The organism is Amazonocrinis nigriterrae CENA67, assembly GCF_016056305.1.
GTDB lineage: Bacteria > Cyanobacteriota > Cyanobacteriia > Cyanobacteriales > Nostocaceae > Amazonocrinis > Amazonocrinis nigriterrae.
On sequence record NZ_JAECZC010000081.1, the window covers coordinates 55,962 to 75,768 of the forward strand.

Consider the following 19,807-nt stretch of genomic DNA (forward strand, 5'->3'; position numbering starts at 1 on the left):
AAAGGAGAAGCCACTTGAAAGGAATACACCCCCGGTTCAGGCTCTACACTGTGACAGTATTGGCTGTTGGTAGCGCCTTGCTGTTAACATTTTTGTTACAGCCACTACTGGCACCAACAATTTTTCTACTTTTCTTTGCTGCTGTAGCGGTTAGCGCCTGGTATGGCGGTATGGAAGCGGGACTATGGGCTACTTTTTTATCTACTTTAGCTGTCAACTACTTTTTCATAGAACCAGTGTTTTCGCTTTCCGTTTATACCTTAGACAGCAAGTTGCGCTTAGCCTTGTTTATGGTGGTGACAACAATCATTAGCTGGCTGAATTCTGAGTTACGCACTGCTAAGCAGTGTTTGGAAATAAATATACAAAAGCTACAAGCTAGTGAAGCACGGTTTAGACGTTTGGTAGAGTCTGACATCATTGGGATGATTGTAGCTGATATGAATGGCGCGATCGCTGAAGCTAACAATGCTTTTTTAAAAATGGTAGGTTACACCCAAGAGGATTTGCTAGCTGGGCGAGTGCGATGGCGTGACATGACACCATTAGAATATCTTGAGGTAAGCGATCGCTCTATTGCAAAACTCAAATCTACAGGGGTGTGTCAGCCTTTTGAACAAGAATACATCAAAAAAGATGGCACTCGTGTACCCGTCCTCTTGGGTTTTGCTTTGTTAGAAAATAATCCTGAGCAAATTATCGGTTTTGTACTTGACTTGAGCGATCGCCAACGCATAGAAAAGACTCTGCGCCAACGAGAAGAGGAACTACGACTAATTACCGATGCTGTGCCTGTGTTTATTTCCTATGTCGATGCCGAGGAACGTTACCGTTTTAATAATAAGCAATATGAAGAATGGTATGGGGTTTCTGCCTCAGAAACTTATGGCAAGCAGATTCGAGAAATTGTGGACAAGTCAGTTTATGAGATAATTCGCCCTTATATAGAAAGGGTATTGTTAGGAGAGCAAGTAACCTACGAACACGAATTACCACATAAAGACGGCAAAATTCACTATATGAATGTCACTTATGTTCCTCAGTTTAATCAACAAGGAACAGTGGAAGGATTTGTTGCTTTAATTAAAGATATTACAGATTACAAAGAAGCGGAAGCAGCCATCAAACAAAGCGAGGAACGCTTTAGGAAACTCACAGAAAAGGTACGTGTGATTCCTTGGGTAGTAGATGCTACCATAGGGAATTTTACTTATGTGGGGCCGCAAACTGTGGAGATTCTCGGTTATCCTTTGACAGACTGGTACGCCCCCAATTTCTGGGAGGAACACATGCATCCAGAGGATCGGGAATGGGCAGTTCAATATTGCCAAGAATCTGCGCTATCACTAGATAACTACGAATTTGAATACAGAATGTTAGCAGCAGATGGCAGAGTTGTGTGGCTGTATGACATTGTAAATGTGGTGCGGAGTGAGGGTAAACCACAGCTACTACATGGATTCATGATTGATATTACCGATCGCAAGGTTTCAGAGTCAGAACGGGAAGAACTACTCAAGCGCGAACAAGCAGCACGCGCCTCAGCAGAAGCCGCAAACCGCATGAAGGATGAGTTTTTAGCTACACTCTCCCATGAACTTCGTACCCCCCTCAACGCCATGCTAGGCTGGACGCAACTGCTGAGAAGCCGTACATTTGATCAAGCCACTACTACCAAAGCTCTAGAGACAATTGATCGCAATACCAGGTCTCTAGCGCAACTAATTGAAGATGTTCTGGATGTCTCGCGAATTATTCGCGGTACACTCCGCCTGAATACCCAACCCTTAGAATTGATACCAATTGTAGAGGCAGCAATTGAGACTGTGCGTCCCGCAGCCGACGCTAAAGAAATTCGCATTGACAGCAGATTTGACCCCACAGTAGGGGTAGTAATGGGCGATGCCAACCGCCTGCAACAAATTGTCTGGAACTTGCTCTCCAACGCCGTTAAATTCACATCCAAAGGCGGCATAGTGACTGTACAACTAGACCGAATTGACAGCCGCGTGCAAATTCGAGTCAGCGATACAGGCGGGGGAATTGCCCCGGAATTTTTGCCCTATGTGTTTGAGCGCTTCCGCCAAGCCGATAGCTCAACCACGCGATCGCATGGTGGACTAGGATTAGGGTTAGCGATCGTCCGCCACCTAGTAGAATTGCATGGTGGTACAGTCTTTGCTGAAAGTCCAGGCATTGGACAAGGGGCAACTTTTATAGTTAATCTGCCCATGAAAGCTTTGGCTTTTAATATCAATAAGCCACAGCAGCTTTCACCGAGCAATGACGGTAAAAATGTTAATAGTTTGCCAACACTCAACGGCTTGCGAGTGCTTGTAGTCGATGATGAACCAGACACCCGTAAGTTGCTCACCACAGCACTAGGACAGTTTGGCGCACAAGTGATGGCAGTTACATCTGCTTTTGAGGCACTAGTTGCCTTAGAACAATTCCGCCCCCATGTACTAGTGAGCGATATTGGTATGCCACAAGAAGACGGCTACACACTAATTCGCAAACTCAGAGCGCTTTCCCAAGAGCAAGGAGGACGAATTCCAGCAGTAGCACTAACAGCCTACGCCAGAGCAGAAGACCGCACACAAGCTTTATTAGCAGGCTTTCAACTTCATGTTCCCAAGCCAGTCGATCCCACCGAATTAGCAGCTGTAGTAGCCAATCTTGCTGGACGTACTTAGTAGGGAATGGGGAATAGGGAATGGGGCATGGGGCATGGGGGAGCCACTGCGGTGAGGCAGTACGGTGAGTCCAGTGCGGTCTTGGGCTTTGCCCAAGTGGAGCAACTGGCGTTAGCGTAGCGTTAGCGACGCAGTGGCTCCCCAAGTGGAGTAACTGCCGATCTCAAGAGCGTTAGCGAGCCTGCGATCGCTCCTCATGCCCTTATTTAGTTCTCATGTACTACTCTGCTACCATCTCTTCTTACCACTTCATCAATATTTAGATGCGTTTGCCCTGAGGATGAACGCGATCGCTCGTTTAAAGTCTGACATCACAAAATCGCGTTGCTCCCTGTAGGTTTTATGATTCAAGTCACAGTTAACAAGCACCGCTGTTAAATAGCAAGACCTTTAAGGTTTTTAGTAGTAAACAGATGTCGTAAGTAACAGACCACTTACGTTGGTAGTCTAAATCCATCTGTACAATTGCTTCAAAGTTTTTAACATTTGAGCGCCCATTTACCTGCCACTCACCAGTAATTCCTGGTTTGACTTGTAACCTCTGCCAGTGGTGAGGTGAGTATTGCTGAACTTCATTTATTGTCGGTGGTCGAGTGCCGACCAAACTCATCTCTCCCAGCAGCACATTCCAAAACTGTGGAAGTTCGTCTAGACTGGTGCGGCGCATGAACCGACCGATGCGGGTGACGCGAGGGTCGTTGATGTTCTTGAAAATTTGCCCCTGAGCTTCGTTTTTTACTAAATGTTGTAGTTGCTCTGCTCCTACCACCATAGAACGGAATTTCCAAATTTGGAAGGTACGCCCGTTCAAGCCACAGCGAGTTTGACTGTAAAAGATGGGACCAGGATTATCTAGCTTTATGGCGATCGCTATAGGAATAACGATTGTGGCGGTAATTGCCAGCCCGACTAGGGCTCCTAGTATATCCATCAGGCGTTTTGTGCAGCTGGTGATAGAAGGGTGCACTATTTGTTTAGCAGCCCAATCACTGCCGTAACTATTTAGTGCTTGGAGACTTTTTAAGTCGCTACTTTGGTAATAATCTGTGGAGATTGTGTTTGCAGTCTGATTTATTTTGTCAGTAGTGTTAGGAGTAAATATATTTATGAGTCTCATCATTATAAATTTTCCTCCAAGAAGCCAATAGACCTGTCCGAAATATAAACTTGGGCACAAAAAATGGTACAAAGGACATTTAGGCTTAAAAAGAAACAGGCAACGGGGAATGGGCAACAGAGAAATCACCATAATTCAAATCAAGGGATTTTAATAAGGACGCATTGAAACTCGTTGCAAACAATCTCGTTTCAAATATTTGTTTTTTTACATTTAGGACTTACGCAAGTGTCATATTTCTATTTTTGAATGAGTGACTTTTGAACGCTAGTTACTATAACGGGGAGACAGCCACGTGGTGTTAGCGAAGCGGTAGCGACGTAGAAACGTCGGCAGCGCGCAGAAAGGGAGTTTTCTCCCAATCTCCCATTCCCAGAGCAGGGCTGTTTCATTCGCTGATGATGGGGATTTGTACTGAGGATAATCTCGCGCAAAGGCAAGGCAGCGCGCCCTTGCGGCTTTGCCGACAGATGCGCGACTGCCGCGAAAGACGCAAAGAAAAATCGCGTATTTGGGGTTGAAGGCGCAAAAATTTTTTACTAAAATTGTGCGCTTGCTCTCAATTTTTATTTCTTTGAATCTTGCAATTTTACCCATTTTAGGGAACGAAACAGCCCTGCATCCCCAGAGGGAGTCTAGAGGGGGGCCAAAACCCCCCGAGTCCCGCAAGTGGCGTCGAACTGCCGTAAAAACACACTTTTCAAGGGTCGGTATTTTGTATTTAGTCATTTTTTGACTATTTCAGCCGATGCTTAAGTCCTGAAACAGCCAAACCACATTAAACTATTAAGAATTTTCTCAACTATTTTTGAGATTCTGAAAAACCTACCCTTGAAAGGAAACATCTTCTTACGTTACCCATTTGTGAGAGGTTAAGACTATATTTGATTTATGGATAAGCAATAGTACTTAAAATATGCCTGAAAATCGGAGTTAAAAACACAATTTTTAGGCAAGCGATACCCAAATGTAAGTCGCTACTATTCGAGAACGACTTCATAGAATGCGTCTACACTTTAGCACAAGTAATGTTGTTTTAATCTCTCACGAATGTACGTTACCTGGGTTTATACCCAGAGGTACAAAATTTGAGTAACTAGTCTTATTCCCTTGCACTCTTTGAAAATAAGCGAAGTACAGATGTCTGACGTGATTCAATTAAAATCTCTAAACCTGATTTTAGCGACCAGTGAGGTGTAAAGTTTAACATTGAAGATGCATTTGAAATATCAGCTTGTGAATGCTGAATATCTCCTACACGGTAAGGCATAAAATTGGTTGCTGATTGGTGCTTAGGAAAACAAGTTTTGAGAATATCAACTAGTTCAACCAAAGAGGTGTTTTTCCCATTCCCTAAGTTACAAATTAAGGAAGATCCAGATTTGAGGAGAGTAGTTAAAGCTTTGGTAAATCCATTCGCCACATCTTTAACATATATAAAATCTCGCGTTTGAGTACCATCTCCATAAATAGTTATGGGTAAACCTTGCTGCATGGCATTCACAAAAATGGAAATTACACCAGAATATGGAGAATTAGGTTGTTGTCTAGGGCCATATACATTAAATAGGCGCAATCCTACAAATGAGAAACCTAATTGTTTGGCGAATAATTTGGCATATTGCTCGCACACCAGTTTTTGTAAACCATAGGGAGAAATCGGGTAAGTCTGTTGATTTTCTGAAATTGGTAGTTGCGTTGGATTACCATATACAGCTGCCGAACTAGCAAAAACTAGTCTGGGAATGTTTAAGGCCTGGCAAAGTTGAATGACAGCGATCGTTGCAGAAAGATTATTGTGATGAGCCTTTAGCGGTTGCAGCCAAGATTGAGTAACTGATGGGGTAGCTGCCAAATGGGCAAGTCCATCAATTTGCCCGGTAAAATCTTGCGGTTGACATCTAGATATATCTTTTATCAGTAGTTTGAGATGAGGATGTTCGGGCAGGTTTTGCAAGTTACCTGTTGATAAGTTATCAACTACAGTAACATGATGACCATCTGACAAAAGCTGTTCTGTCAGATGTGAACCGATAAAGCCGGCTCCACCAGTAACAATAAAATGCATAATTTTGAGGTGCTTTTACGAAAATATTCTGATCAGGTTTGAAGATGAACCTAAACCCATATCTGCATTACCTCTGTTTTCTATCAGCCCAAGCAGAGGTTATTAAGACGCTATCTAGTGATAGATGGGAAGGAGCAAAACTTTCTGCCCTATACGATGCAATTTTGATTTTATTCGTTGGAAATAGTATAAGAAAAAATAGCGTTTAGGATGGTGATATGGCCAAAATCTCTTCTGTAGAGCCTGCCAAATTTCAGCATCCTTGACATCTTCTTTGGACAAATACTCGGCTATCCAGTTTAAGAATGCAAAATCTGCGGGATTTATCTTAAAAGGATGGTATTGTCCAGTTTTTTCGGCAATAGAACAACTGGAACCTGGATGTTGTCGATATCTATCCCAATAGTTAGGCTCTATAAACACAGATGTTTTGAGATAAACTTTAGTGAAAAAGACTTGATCTTCATACATACTCCGAAAGCTTTCTTCAAATCCCCCAATCTCTTGAAATAACTCGCGTCGGATTAACACACTACAAGTAGCAGGTGTATTAATTTTGTTTTGCAACAAGAGTGTTAGCAGTTTTGGCGGATGGAATAACCCATTGAGTGGAATACCCAGTTCTCGAATATAGTCGCGTTTGCTATCTTTAGGATTCCCCGTCCAACTGTACCAATATTGACTCGCTCCACAAACTACTTTTGCTTGAGGATTAGATTCCATGATTGCCAGTTGCCGTTCTAGTTTCTGCGGCAACCAAACATCATCAGCATCTAACAAGGCTATATATTCACCTTTAGCGTTGCGGATGCCCAGATTGCGCGTTGCACTCATGCCAAGGTTTTGATGGCGATCGTGTTCCAGATAGCGCACTTTTTCTGGGTATTTTTCAGCATACTGCAAGGCGATCGCTGTGCTATTGTCGGTAGAACCGTCGTCTACAAGCAGAAGTTCCCAGTTCTCATAAGTTTGAGCAAATACACTTTCTATCGCTTCTTCAATAAACTTCTCTGCATTCAAAAAGATTATAATCGCAGAGACTAAAGATGTTTTGTTGAGCTGTTCAATCATTAACCGACCTCAAAAGCTGTTTTAAAAAAATCTTCTCTATTCCAGCTACTAAAATTTTTATTTTGAGCTTCCGAGATATAAAGTATAAAATTGGATGAACAGCCCGTAGTTTCTCCTCTGTTAATACCTCCCATGCTTTGGTATTTCTGGCACCATACATAGATAAATACTCAGCCACCCAGTTCAAGAAAGCTAAACGTGCAGCGTATTCTTTACCTTTTTGAGATCCTACCGTGTGGCAACAACTATTAGGATGTTGTCGATACTTATACCAGAACTTACTAGCTACGAATATAGGGAATTGCAGACAAACCTTTGCACAAAAAACCTGATCTTCATACAGACCTCGGAATGTTTCTTCAAAACCACCAACTTTTTCTATTACTTGACGGCGCACCAACATTCCCGATATGCAAATTTTCATTTGTAATAAGAGCAGGAACAGCGTCGGTGGCTGGACTATAGTATCAATCTGTACTCTAGAGCCGTCCACAGAAACAATAGGAGTATCTAAAAAGTCACGTTTCATATCTTTAGAATTTCCAGTCCAGCTATACCACCACTGAATTGGCCCATAAACCATAGCGGCTTCAGGATGAGAATCTAGAATAGCGGCTTGTTCCTCTAAAGTTTGCGGTATCCAGATATCATCGGCATCTAAAAAGGTAATATATTCGCCTTCGGCATGGCGGATACCTAAGTTGCGAGTTGCACTCATGCCGCGATTTTGATGTTCTTTGTGTTCTAAGTAACGAATTTTTTCAGGATATTTTTGTGTGTAGCTTAGAGCAATGTTTGTACTAACATCAGTAGAGCCATCATCTACTAGTAATAGTTCCCAGTTATCATAAGTCTGGGCAAATACGCTTTCTATTGCTTCTACAAAAAACTTTTCACCAGCATTAAAGAAGATGATGATACAAGAAACTAGAGGTTTGCTATTCATAATTAAAAAAACCTTGACAACCAATGAGCAAAGGTTTCTCCGTCCCAATCTTTAACCACAACACGAGGTAACAGGAAAAAGTTGTTATGCTGCTGAACTTTACCAACGATGCTAGAACAAGCACAGGTAAATCCAGCTTCTTGGATGATGGAAGTAGTCTCAGTTGTGTAACTACCATGAGGATACGAAAAACTCCCGATCGGATGCCCCAAGATTTTCTCCAGGTAGTCTTTACTTTGCTGAATTTCATCCTGTTGTGAGACTATGGGAAGTTGAGAAAGAAAGGGGTGTGTTACAGTGTGGGCACCAATTTCGATCAATCCCCCGGACTCTAGTGCAAGCATCTCCTCATTAGAAAGAGAGCGATGGGTCGATCGCCCTACAAGTCCAGCGTTTGCCCAGATAGCTAGTTCATCTAGTAACTTACTTCGCTCGTTGACAGATAAAAACTGTAAGATTTTATACAGTGAGCGATAGAGATTATAGCGTAGGGTAGGAGCTTGTTTTGGTTTTCTGTCGCTTTGCCAATGGCGATCGCGCTGAAGATCGGCTTCACTGTAATGTGTTGCTTCTCTTAATTTCCATTGGTAGGTTGTACCATTAATATTTAACTGGAGTAAGTCTGGTAATGTACCGGGTTGCAATAGCAGTCGCTCTAGTTCGTCCCACCAAAATTCACGCTTTTGGTCAATACCGCCAGTGGTAACAAAAACTGTTGCTGGGATATCGTACTTTTCCAATAACGGTTTGGCATGATAGAAGTTATCTGCGTAACCATCATCAAATGTAACGACAATTGACCGATTTATGTATTGGCGATCTTTAAGCCTTTTGGTCAATTGCTGTAAATGCAGAGGATAGCCATATTGTCGCAAAACTTCTAAGTGTTCAGCGAAGTGTTTTGGTGTCACACATAATGACCAAGGGTCTGAATTTGTTTCATTTACACGGTGGTACATTAAGATGAGCGCGCCAGGGAAAATTTTATTTATCAGTTGCCCAACGGTGTGTTGAGCTTTGTTGCTGAGTTGGTATAGAATCATTGGTTTCGCTATTTCACAGCTCTAGCTGTAATTAAAACCTGGTAATTAGGGTCTTGATAGTCTAGCTTTGATTGCTCTAGTTCTTCAGTTACAATCCCGTGCAAAAAAGCGATCGCACTCAACACGTTTCCATAAGCTGTAACTTGTATTTTGTCTTGGTCAAAAGCTTCCTCAAGTAATCGCCGTGTGGAGAGAGTGGTGAAACTCCAGTATTGACCCCAACGAGTCATATCATCATCACTGATTTGAGTAATACCTGGTACAGTGGCGAGTAAAACACCCCCTGGCTTAAGAATGCGGTGAAGAGTTTTAATTGCGGCTCGGACATCGTAGATAAATAGCAGTGTTTGAGTCAGGATGATGCAGTCAAAGCTGTTGGATGGGAGATGGTCTGCTTTGGTTAAATCTGCCACAATAGTTGCTTGGGGATTACCTGCTTCTACGTGAATTACGTCGCTTTTTGTAATGCGATCGCCACCAAATTTATTTGTGTAGAGTGGTTCCTTAATCTCTAGTACATGTCCTTGAATATCTTCAGCATAACGAGCCAAAAAATTTTCTATATAGTAGCGGTCAATCACTAAACCCCGATCTAAACCGAAGTTAGGTCTAATTGGCTTGACTCTTCCTAAACTACCAAGGTTTATGCTTCCGACTGGTAAGCGACCATATCGTATATCTCGCAGCCAATGGTATACAGGAGTTGGCAGTTTCTTAACCAAGCTGATATTCATGATGCCACCTCTGGTTTTACTGCCCTAACAGTAATTAATACTTGGTATTCATCATCTTGGTAATCGAGTTCTTTCTGGCGTAAATCTTTGACAGCAAGTCCTTGTAAAAAGGCGATCGCTGCTAGAACATTACCATAAGTTTCAACTTGAACATTGGTTTTAGGAAACTTCTCTTCAAATAACAATCTTGCTGATTGAGCCGTTAACGCCCAACACCAATCATCGCCCCACTCGCATTTAACTACTTGGCTAATACCAGGAACGGTTACTAGTAAAACACCACCGGGTTTCAGGATGCGGTAAAGATTTGCTAGAGCGGCTTGCATATTGTAAAGCAGGTGCAATGTCTGCGTTAGAACCACACAGTCAAAAACCTCTGATGGAATATGATCTGCGTTAGTCAGATCGCCGATGATAGTTGCTTCTGGGTTCCCTTCAATTACGTGTAGTACGTCACTTTGAGTAACGCGATCGCCACCAAATCTGCGTGTATATGATGCGTCGCCAATCTCCAATACTCGTCCTTGCACATCCTGAGCCTGACGCTCAAGAAAATTTTCTATATAGTAGCGATCGATAGGAAGACCGCGATTGTAGCCAAAAGCCCGACTAATAGGAGTCAACCGTCGCAGAGAGCCAAAATTTACCATTCCTGGTGGCGGACTATATTTTTCACCGAGTACTTGAGAACGTAACAAATAATAGAGAGGTGCTGGTAATGTTTGCTGTGCGATTTCCTGCAATTGTTTTCTATTCATGAGAATTAGGTTTGTAAATTTAAAAGTCATCTGTTTTACAAAATGTTGAGTAGGCTTTGTTAGTTTTGACAACATTGGATGGCGATAACGCCATAACTGTTGTTGAAGAAATTGGCAGACTTCTGTATCTTTGATTTGTTGTTCATTCAAATAGTTCTCCAGCCAGTTAAGGAAAATTAAACGCGCCTTATCATCTTCACCTGAATACATTGAAAGATACCAGCTAGAATCATCACGTTGCCGATACTGTTCCCAGCATCCACCCTCAACAAATACAGGTGCTGTAAGAAATATTTTGGCTAAAAATACTTGATCTTCATAAAGGTGTTGGATACTTTCTTCAAATCCACCAATCTTTTCGACCAACTTACGTTTTACTAGAAAACTACAGATACAGGGAACAGCTCCCCCATGTCCGAGCAAAAGTTTTAGTAACGATGGAGGCTGAACTAAAATATTGGGCTGAATACCTAGTTCCGGCATATAGTCCCGTTGACTATCTTCAGGATTACCTGTCCAGCTATACCAATACAAGGTATTACCATAAACCATAGCAGCCTCTGGATGAGACTCTAAAATTGCTAACTGTTTTTCTAGTTTGTGTGGCAAGAAAACATCATCAGCATCTAGGAAACAGATATATTCTCCTTTGGCATAACTTATCCCTAAGTTACGCGAAGTACTCTTTCCAAAATTTTGGTGTTCTTCATGTTCTAGATAACGTACTTTTTCAGGATATTTTTTTGCATATTCATGAGCAATTACACCACTGCCGTCCGTAGAACCATCATCGACCAATAATAGTTCCCAATTTTTGTATGTTTGGGAAAATACACTTTCTATTGCTTCTTGAAAAAATTGCTCGGCATTTAAAAAAATAGTAATTACAGACACTAGGGAATTGCTGTTCATTGTTCATATTACCTCAATCAATTGATTTTGTATTTATGAAATTTGTTATGTTAACTTAAAATAATTTGTTTCATCACAAATTCAGTTTTACTCCAGTCTCAGTTTCTCTTAAGTCATTTGTCGAATCTCTCTGGCTAGTCGCGCTCTTATAATTAAGTTAAGAAATAAGCCCATCGCTTTTTTAACCAGCAAAATACTGAAATTCATACGACAAGCTCTATTTAAAAGCTGCCAAGCAGTATATTTATCTTTTTCCCAATAGTAGTAAGTTAGCTTTAATAGCTGAGTGCTAAGATTAGTCGAAACTTCATTACGGTGTTTTTGAGATTCTTCGCTATCAAGTTTGTAGTAATTGCAGAAAGCTTGATGTAAGTGAAATATTTGTTCTATAACTTGATTAAGCTGTTCTAGATTTAGATACTTTAGTTCCTCTGACTCACCAAGCCATAGCGAAGTCATTTCTTTAAGGTGTACCCCATTATTCCACTTCTTATGTCCGTCCCATCCAAGTAAATATCCTAGATTATTGAACTTGATTTGCAGAGGTTCATCATCAACTATATTTCCATAAGTAGCTGTCATAGATGAAGGATTTATCCGCAAGTTCACTAAATATTCATTTAGGTTTATCATTTTTAAGCTGCGGGCAATTCTCCACCATAAATCATAATCTTGAGCGTAAGAATAAGCTTCATCATAAAACCCAATCTGCTCTAAAATAGTGTATTTATGAAACATCACAGCACTATGCACAAAAGGGCAATAAAACAAAATTTCCCAACGAATTTGTGTGCTATTACAAGGTAAATTACGCTTTTCAATTAATTTTCCTTGTGGATCTATATCTTTGTACCATGTACCTACCAATGCTACTTCAGGGTGTGTTTCCAAAAAAGTAACTTGTTTAGCTAACCTTTCAGGCTCTGAAATGTCATCCGCATCTTGACGAGCAATAAATTCCCCTTCAGCTAATTTCAGTCCCTTATTTAGGCTTTGCGTTAAGCCAAGATTGCAGTCGTTATCTATCAAGCGAATACGTGGATCGTCATAGGAACAAATGATTTCTCGCGTGCTATCTGTAGAACCGTCATTAATAATTAAGAACTCAAAGTCTTGAAAGGTTTGGCTAAGGATGCTATCTATCGCTTCTTGGAGGTAAATTTCTCCGTTATAAACTGGCATTAAAACTGTGACTTTAGGCATGTATCAGCACCTTAAGGAATACGATAAATGATGTAGTCTGGACTGTCTTGAAAAGCTATATTTTTGCAGTGTTTGCACTTCAATAATGGTGTAGAAATAGGTGAGAATTTCTGTTCTATATACTCAGCTAATTTTGGGTTTTCTTTCCAAATCTTATCTTTTTGATTCTTCACAATCCCAAACCATTTCGCCTCCTTAGTTTGGAGTTCTTTTAACAGTCGAATTGCCTCACTGTCATCTCTTATGCCGTTCCACCAATCAAGCTTTGACCAAGTAGTCGCAGGTGGGAAGACCCATCCTCGCCTCCGGCTGTAGTAAATAGCGATAGGATCGCCAATATCTTGTGCTATGGTGACAACTAGGTCATTGGGTTGACTAATCTGGTTCAAAGCAAGCCCTAGCTTGTAAGCGTTTTCGGCATAAGGAGAGTACATAGATTTCAAGTTTTTAGATCCAACTCCGCCAAGGATCAGCAATATGACCGCTATCAGCACCACAGCACGAGTCGCTCCTACTATTCGTTGGGTAAATGAGGCGATCGCCATTAGGGTATTCCCTGCTAAAGCGGCTACTGCGGGATTAATTATGTTTAAATTGGTGGGGTTTTCAACAAGCCCTTGAGCAGCAATGAGGTAATAAATAACAAAAGCTAGTACCCACCAGTGGAAAAGCCACGGCGCTTTGCTCGCTCTAATTTCTAAAGGTTCGTCAGCATTAGAGTTGCGCTGGCTGTAAGGAGGCCAAAGAAATAGACCAACAACAATAAGGATGATTAAAGGTTTTGTCCATAACCAGGTTAATTGTGCATACAATTCCGGCAGGAAGTAATTTTGTTTCAAAAAATGATGCAGACCAAATTTCCAGACCCAATAACCACTTGCTGCAATGTGATAAGGAGGATATGTACGAGAAATATGGATAGCCCATAGATAGTAAGCCACAACTGGTATCAAAATTAGAAGTGCAGCTCCCCCGAGCAAGGCAAGTTGTTTTGAGCGTAGCCTTTGTTTTGAACTCAGAATGGTTAAGACTGCGTAGAGCATTGGAATTCCGACAAATATACCGGAAATTTTAGTTAAGAAGCCCCACATCCCAATCAGGCTTGCCAATAGTAAATAATGCAAGTGTTCCGTTTGTAAATAGGCAACTAAGAGCCAAACACTAGTTACTACAAGCGAAACCATCACTGGATCGGGAACGAAAGTTCGATCAACACAGATGTTTCCTGGTAAAAACGCCAAAACGGCAGTACTAACAAGGGCAGATTCTTGATTCCAAACCCGACGGACAAGTTGATGAAAAGCAAATATTCCCCACAAACCGAACAGCACTGCTACTGAACGCGCAACCCAATCATGCTGACCAAAAATACGATATAAAAAAGCTGTTATGTAAGTGAGAGTTTGAAATTCATATCCTACGTAATTATTTGCCGGCCCATTCCAGCTAACTTCAGGATACAAGATATTCCAATTCCCACGGTAAAAATTTTCTGCTATGGTTGCCGTATCGGACTCTCGCCAACTCGTCCCATCAATAAAGGGTTGGTCAATCAGAAAAAAGCGTAAAACAGCTGCTAAGACTAGGATAAATATCAGTAAATAAAATTTAGAAGATTTAGTTTGGAAAGCTTTTTTAAGCATAAGCTCATTCCTCAAAAAAGATTGGGTTTGAAAACTTTAAGCATATTTAATATCTCGAATCACCTTTTCGTAGTAATTTAAGAGTTCTTTCACTGTATTTTCAATCGCAAATTCTTGAACCTTCCACTTTGCTGCCTGACCAATTTCATTCAAACTAGGGTGCATCCATACTTCATTTATTTTGATAGCTAGTGCATTTACTTCACCCACAGGTACAAGAAAGCCTGTTTCTCCTTCGGTCAGCAGTTCTTCAAAACTAGCACCAATCGTTCCAATAATAGGTTTACCCAATGCCATAGCTTCTAAACAAGCATTGGGCAAGTTATCAATTAGAGAGGGTAAGACAACAAGTTTAGCGCCAGCGATAACAGGGTATAACTGAGTATGGGGTATCTGATCGATAAAAACGAGGCGGTCTGTATACTGACTACAGAAGGAGAGAGCATATTCTTTCATAGAAGATGCAAGAGAAGATGATAAATCCAGTCCTACAAAGACAGCATGACAGTCTGGATGTTTCTTAAAGACTTGAGGTAGTGCTTGAGCTAATATATGAAATCCTTTATGAAGTTGAAAACGACCGAAGAATAGCAGATATTTTTTGCCTTGTAAGTATTCATTGAAGACAGATGAATCCCAATCTGATGTTTCTAAATAAAAAGGTGTGCGAATGACCTGAACATGAGTTATTTTTGCTTGTTCAGCCAGTAATCGCTTAAGAGTATAACTTGGTGCATAGACATGTTTGCCCAGGCGCATCTGTAGCCACTCTAACCACTCTATAATTTGCTCATCGCGATCGCGCTCTTCCCCAGATTTTTCACACCAGACTGGACGATATGCAGAAATACGTGTTACCTGTGGAATAGGCAAAAGAAGGCTTGAAATCACACCACACGCATCCCAATCTGGGAACTGAACAATATCGAAAGGCTGCTGTTTATGTAATTTTAAAAGTTTGCGATAAACCTGAAAGCTAAAGTCCAAACATTGTGATGTTTGACATATACTATATCGACTTAGTTTATCTAATCTTTGTTGTATTTTTCCTAAAGTTAGGCGATGAATTTGAATACCTTCGTATTCAAATTCATCTCTATCAATTTCTGAGAGAACTACAATATGAACCTCATGTCCTAAAGACAATAATGCCTTGGCTATTCGATGTAGATAGTTCGCTAAACCACCACTAAAATATTTTTCAGTGACATATTCTGTCGTAGCAAATGCAATACGCATTGGAAGTCCAATAGGTAAAGGAATATAAGAACTTTTGGCGTAGTCAATTTTCTTCTGACTGGCTACACTTGAATCATTATTTAAGTAACAGATGTCTTAAGCTGCTCACCTGCTCTGCTAAGGATCGCGCCAAATAGATAGGGAATTAACCGGAATAGACCAAGACGCTGATACTGGTTTTTGAGTCGTTGTACAGGTGTTATTTTTGAAGTGTCTAACGGTATTGGGCCGACTTGGTTCAAGATTGATTTGACTAACAGAAAATCGATTTGCTCCACTGTAGGCGCGGTTTTCTCTCGAATACCCAGTTCCTCAAGCGCCCGATGTGCGCCTTCAATATAGTCACGACGATCGATACAAGCTTGAGTAAGCGACATAAGACCATCGTAAAGCCCACGCAGCGCAATTAGGTAATCAAAGTCGTGAGATGCCTGTGCTTTCCATCGCTCAATCAGGTGAGTTATCCACTCTGAATGCTTATTAGCATGTACAAACGCTTTTCGGTAAATGTCTACGTAATACTGTTCGTAGTCATGGATACCGAATACTGTTTGAATCTCCATAGACGGAAAGCCTAATGCCTCCATTTTTTGTAAAGTTGCGTATTCAGGACGGATCTCGACGCGCTCAGGTGGAATGCATTGCAAAGCCTTGCTGAGGTACTGGGTACGATACATGCGGTGACCCGCTTTCCGATAAATGCCCATAAACTTGTCGAAAACGAGTCCCTCCATTTGCAGATAGTAAGGAGGTAAACGTTCTGCCTCAGACAAGAACGCTTCAACTGCTCCTTCGCGCAAAAGGACATCCGCATCCAGAGTCATCATCCATTTCACACCACTATCAATACCAATTTGATAACAGCATCGTAGTGCAGCTTCAAATGGCTGTTCGCTAACAACGTAAACGAGCTGTTCAGGTATCTGTTTGACAACCAGTGCCTTACAGGCATCAAATGTACGTTCTTGAATGGTGCGGATAACAACTATTAATTGATCGCTTGGCATAATAGTGCTTAAGGCTAAGTATGAGAAAGTTGAATCTTCAAATGTTCAGCGAGCCGAATCGCTAAAGCAACAATGGTAAACGTTGGGTTAGCATTTCCACTAGTTGGAAAAGTAGAAGCTCCAGCCAGATAAACATTTGGAGAAAAGTGAAGGCAACACTGCGGATTGACTACCGATGATGAGGAATCATTACCCATTCGAGTCGCACCCATATGATGAGATGCATCTAAATCAATAGGCCAAGGTTCTAAATTTGGATTTAATTCGGAACAAAGCTTACCCCACCTATTTCGCTGTAATTCTTCTGATAAAACATAGTGAACAGCTGCCATACTGCGCTTATCTAATTCACTAGGAGTATGTATAACACAAGGCAAACGCATCGCAAAAGCATCAGTGCAATTGCTCAATGTAACTCTATTTTGCGGTAAGGGTTCCATTTCCATAAAATTGCGAATATTAATAGTAGTCACTTTAAGATTCTTTTGCTCGAAAAAACGATGACATAAATAGTCTAAAACTGCTGGACTATCTAATGCTATTTTGCCAATCATTTTTATGATACCTTTGAAATTTTTGCGCTCATTCATTAAATTAGAGTCATCGCCTGTTTCTGAATAATCACGTAGAAATAACAACTTATCTTTCTTAAGATGCTTAACAGTTTTGAGTAGTAACTGTGATTTTTTGCTAAAATAGTTCAAGGATTCTATACTCTCTCTTCCAGACCAGTCAAAGACTGGTTCAAATCTAATATATGAGTTTAATATTCTTTTGTTTTCTTGAACTGTTTCTTTTATTCTCAAACCAATATACCCAGCATAACCAGTCTTTAAAGATAAAAAGCCAAAGTATCCAGGTAAATTATTACTCGAATAAATAAGCTGGATGAATCCATAATTGTTCTTAGGATGATTCATGAAATATCGACCTACTTGATCTTTATCATTGCCTAATCCAGCAGGACAGGCAAAAGTCGAATTTAGAAGAATTCTCGGATTTTCAATACCTCCACAGGCAAGGACAAATATATTAGCCTGAAATTCAATTTTTCTGCCGTCGAAATATCTAGCAATTGCTTTTTTAACGCGTCCTGTTTCCGAACAACCGTCTAGATGTGTTATTGTACATCCTATATAGAGATCGATATTTTTTTTATTGTATATATCTTGAAATTCCTTTCCAAAATTTTGAGGATATTCCGAAGCAACAAATATCTTTTCTTCTAGTTCTTTCCAACAAGGAATCAAATCGCTTGTATCTCTAATCCCCATCCAGTCTGAATCTTTAAATTTTTCCCAAGATGGAAAACGAAACCTGTGAGATGCGGCAATGTAGTAAGGGGTTAATTCATCCAAATCGATAGGCCATCCAGAATATTTTACCCAATCGCGTTTCCTAAAGTCGATTGGATCTAAAGGACTAGATAAACCTGACCAAGTAGTAGAAGTACCGCCTAGCACACGTTCTCGAGAATAGCTTTTGATTAGAATGCCCTCATGATCTACTTCACGAAGAGCATCAGTAAATTTTTCTGGCTTGTAGCTTCCACTTTCTAAAACACAAATTTTATAATTGCTATCCGCTAAAACATTGACAATTGTTGCACCAGCAGGACCGGAGCCAATGATACAAAGGTCATATAAACTTGTCGGCAATATTCCATCCTGAGACAGTTCATAAATCATTGTTAGTATATATCCAATAAGTTTCCTTTTGACTTATAACTTACTCTCCAATAGAAATATAAATTGCAAGGAGATTGTTACCTTTCAATTTTCTATCAAAACAGTATGGTGCTAGTAAATTTCTTCTACCATCATTAAACACTTCAAAACAGGAATATCCTAAATTTGAAAGAATTTCAGAAAATTGCGATTCCAGTATTTTTAGTCCATTCAATCGATTTTGATCGTGTTCGAAAAGTATAGTAGGCTTAAATTTTGCAAGTGTATTTATTGCTCCTTGAAAAACATTAAGCTCAAAGCCTTCTACATCTATTTTGATAAAATCAAGTCGGGTTAAGTTTTGTTCTGCAACGTATTCGTCCAGTTTCATGATACGCACTGTTCGTCGTTCAAATGCATCCTCACCCATGACCTCGACATTATTGTTATGTACAAAGGTGCTGGTACCACCGCGAAATAAGCCTTCTTTCACTTGATACATAGGAAGTTCGTTGAGCCTATCCCCCAACGCAAAATCCCTAACTAATACATTTTTCGCGCCATTAAAAGCGAGATTCACAAGAAATTTATGCCGAATATGATCGACTGGTTCAAAAGCGTGAATCTGACCATTCGTTCCAACCAGATGAGATAAGACTAATGAATATATTCCAATATTGGCACCTATATCAAAGCAGGTTGCTCCCTCTTTCACTAATGAAGTTATGGCATAAAAGTTTGATTCATCATATGAATCAGGATCTGTTAAGAGTTTATACTCAAGCTTATTATCCTGTCTGCATATAATTCGAGTACCCCGAAATTCGACTATGTATGTATTAGTATTTTCATTCTTGATCAGCGCCTCATTGGTATTTATATTTCTATTTCTTGTTTTGAAATAATGGGGTATTTTACTCTTAAGCCAACCTTTAAATTTTGGTATTGGGTAATTTAACTGCATATTTATGGTTTCCTTGATTTACTTTGTAGCAATTAATTGAATATTACTTGGCATCATTGAATCTATCCAACTCTTTTCAGAAAAACTTCTATCGTAATATTGATTGATGATAAATCTATCGAGCAGCGGTATGGTGTATGCTAAAAACTCAACAAACGGACGAATGAAATACCTAGTTTCACACTGAAGTAAAATTCGTTGAAGCAATATTCCAATAGTTTTAAATGGGCCACAGGAACCTCTAATATCTACCTCACTCCAGTTTTGTGAGGATATCAACTCATTCATCCCAAACTGAGTAACATGAAAATAATCATCTGGACCACGATGTACTGAAAACGTTGAACTTGCAGAAATATAAACCTTACCTCTAGGTTGGAGAATACGGTAGCACTCTTTCAAAAGCCTTTCGGGGTTCTTTAAATGTTCAAGTAAACCAGTAGCAATTACCGTTGAGTAATTTTCATCTTGTATCTCAGCTAGTAAGGGATAATAACGTTCACAATCATTTTCATAGTGAGGCAGAACATCTACATTAGGAAGAAGATCTTCATATGGAAACTCAATATAGATTATGAGTGCTTTTTCAGACGTGGCAAATTTTTCGCCAAAAGCACGAAGGTCATTATATGAAAGTTTCTGTTTAGAAATATAGGATTTTTGCAAGTTGATAATCCTATTTGAAAAAGTTTTGATTTTACGATAAATGAACATAAAAACTATTAAGTAATTGTTTAAG

At 40.2% G+C, this 19,807-nt stretch carries 16 protein-coding genes; 1 reads left to right on the plus strand and 15 read right to left on the minus strand.

Translation table 11 applies throughout. The annotated features are described in order from the left end of the window. Positions 1-14 precede the first annotated feature (14 nt). Complete coding sequence (locus I8748_RS28105; RefSeq protein WP_198127793.1) at positions 15-2,696, plus strand: hybrid sensor histidine kinase/response regulator; 2,682 nt, start codon at positions 15-17, stop codon at positions 2,694-2,696. 358 nt (positions 2,697-3,054) lie between these two features. Here the strand turns inward: I8748_RS28105 and I8748_RS28110 are convergent, their stop codons facing one another. The 15 genes from I8748_RS28110 to I8748_RS28180 form a co-directional block, all read right to left on the minus strand. Then, the gene (locus tag I8748_RS28110; RefSeq protein WP_198127836.1) at positions 3,055-3,813 is read right to left on the minus strand and encodes a sugar transferase; all 759 of its coding nucleotides are present in this window, start codon (positions 3,811-3,813) and stop codon (positions 3,055-3,057) included. 267 nt (positions 3,814-4,080) lie between these two features. Beyond that, a complete protein-coding gene (locus tag I8748_RS28115; protein ID WP_198127794.1) occupies positions 4,081-4,410 on the minus strand; it encodes a hypothetical protein in 330 nt (109 codons plus the stop codon). Between the two features lie 505 nt (positions 4,411-4,915). Next, entirely contained in the window at positions 4,916-5,881 is a 966-nt protein-coding gene (locus tag I8748_RS28120; protein WP_198127795.1) for an NAD-dependent epimerase/dehydratase family protein, read from the minus strand. A 114-nt stretch (positions 5,882-5,995) separates the two neighbouring features. Further along, positions 5,996-6,952 (minus strand): glycosyltransferase family 2 protein, encoded by a 957-nt coding sequence (locus I8748_RS28125; protein WP_198127796.1) that lies wholly within the window; start codon positions 6,950-6,952, stop codon positions 5,996-5,998. Beyond that, entirely contained in the window at positions 6,945-7,898 is a 954-nt protein-coding gene (locus I8748_RS28130) for a glycosyltransferase family 2 protein (RefSeq protein ID WP_198127797.1), read from the minus strand. The genes I8748_RS28125 and I8748_RS28130 overlap by 8 nt, the downstream gene beginning before the upstream one ends. Positions 7,899-7,900: 2 nt before the next feature. Further along, on the minus strand, positions 7,901-8,941 hold the full coding sequence (locus I8748_RS28135) for a polysaccharide deacetylase family protein (RefSeq protein ID WP_198127798.1): 1,041 nt from the start codon (positions 8,939-8,941) through the stop codon (positions 7,901-7,903). A gap of 8 nt (positions 8,942-8,949) precedes the next feature. Continuing rightward, positions 8,950-9,675: a methyltransferase domain-containing protein gene (locus tag I8748_RS28140; protein ID WP_198127799.1), complete on the minus strand. Its 726-nt coding sequence runs from the start codon at positions 9,673-9,675 to the stop codon at positions 8,950-8,952. Beyond that, positions 9,672-11,345, minus strand: a complete 1,674-nt coding sequence (locus I8748_RS28145) for a glycosyltransferase (RefSeq protein ID WP_198127800.1) — start codon at positions 11,343-11,345, stop codon at positions 9,672-9,674. Before I8748_RS28145 ends, I8748_RS28140 begins: the two co-directional genes overlap by 4 nt. Before the next feature lie 108 nt (positions 11,346-11,453). Then, on the minus strand, positions 11,454-12,548 hold the full coding sequence (locus tag I8748_RS28150) for a glycosyltransferase family 2 protein (protein ID WP_198127801.1): 1,095 nt from the start codon (positions 12,546-12,548) through the stop codon (positions 11,454-11,456). An 11-nt stretch (positions 12,549-12,559) separates the two neighbouring features. After that, entirely contained in the window at positions 12,560-14,191 is a 1,632-nt protein-coding gene (locus I8748_RS28155; protein WP_198127802.1) for a glycosyltransferase family 39 protein, read from the minus strand. Positions 14,192-14,227: 36 nt separating this feature from the next. Further along, on the minus strand, positions 14,228-15,430 hold the full coding sequence (locus tag I8748_RS28160) for a glycosyltransferase family 4 protein (protein WP_198127803.1): 1,203 nt from the start codon (positions 15,428-15,430) through the stop codon (positions 14,228-14,230). An 80-nt stretch (positions 15,431-15,510) separates the two neighbouring features. Beyond that, positions 15,511-16,437, minus strand: a complete 927-nt coding sequence (locus I8748_RS28165; RefSeq protein ID WP_198127804.1) for a hypothetical protein — start codon at positions 16,435-16,437, stop codon at positions 15,511-15,513. Between the two features lie 14 nt (positions 16,438-16,451). Then, the gene (locus I8748_RS28170; RefSeq protein ID WP_198127805.1) at positions 16,452-18,125 is read right to left on the minus strand and encodes a GMC oxidoreductase; all 1,674 of its coding nucleotides are present in this window, start codon (positions 18,123-18,125) and stop codon (positions 16,452-16,454) included. 40 nt (positions 18,126-18,165) lie between these two features. Beyond that, positions 18,166-19,068, minus strand: a complete 903-nt coding sequence (locus I8748_RS28175) for an FkbM family methyltransferase (RefSeq protein WP_198127806.1) — start codon at positions 19,066-19,068, stop codon at positions 18,166-18,168. An 18-nt stretch (positions 19,069-19,086) separates the two neighbouring features. Then, the gene (locus tag I8748_RS28180) at positions 19,087-19,782 is read right to left on the minus strand and encodes a methyltransferase domain-containing protein (RefSeq protein WP_198127807.1); all 696 of its coding nucleotides are present in this window, start codon (positions 19,780-19,782) and stop codon (positions 19,087-19,089) included. Between the last annotated feature and the right edge of the window lie 25 nt (positions 19,783-19,807).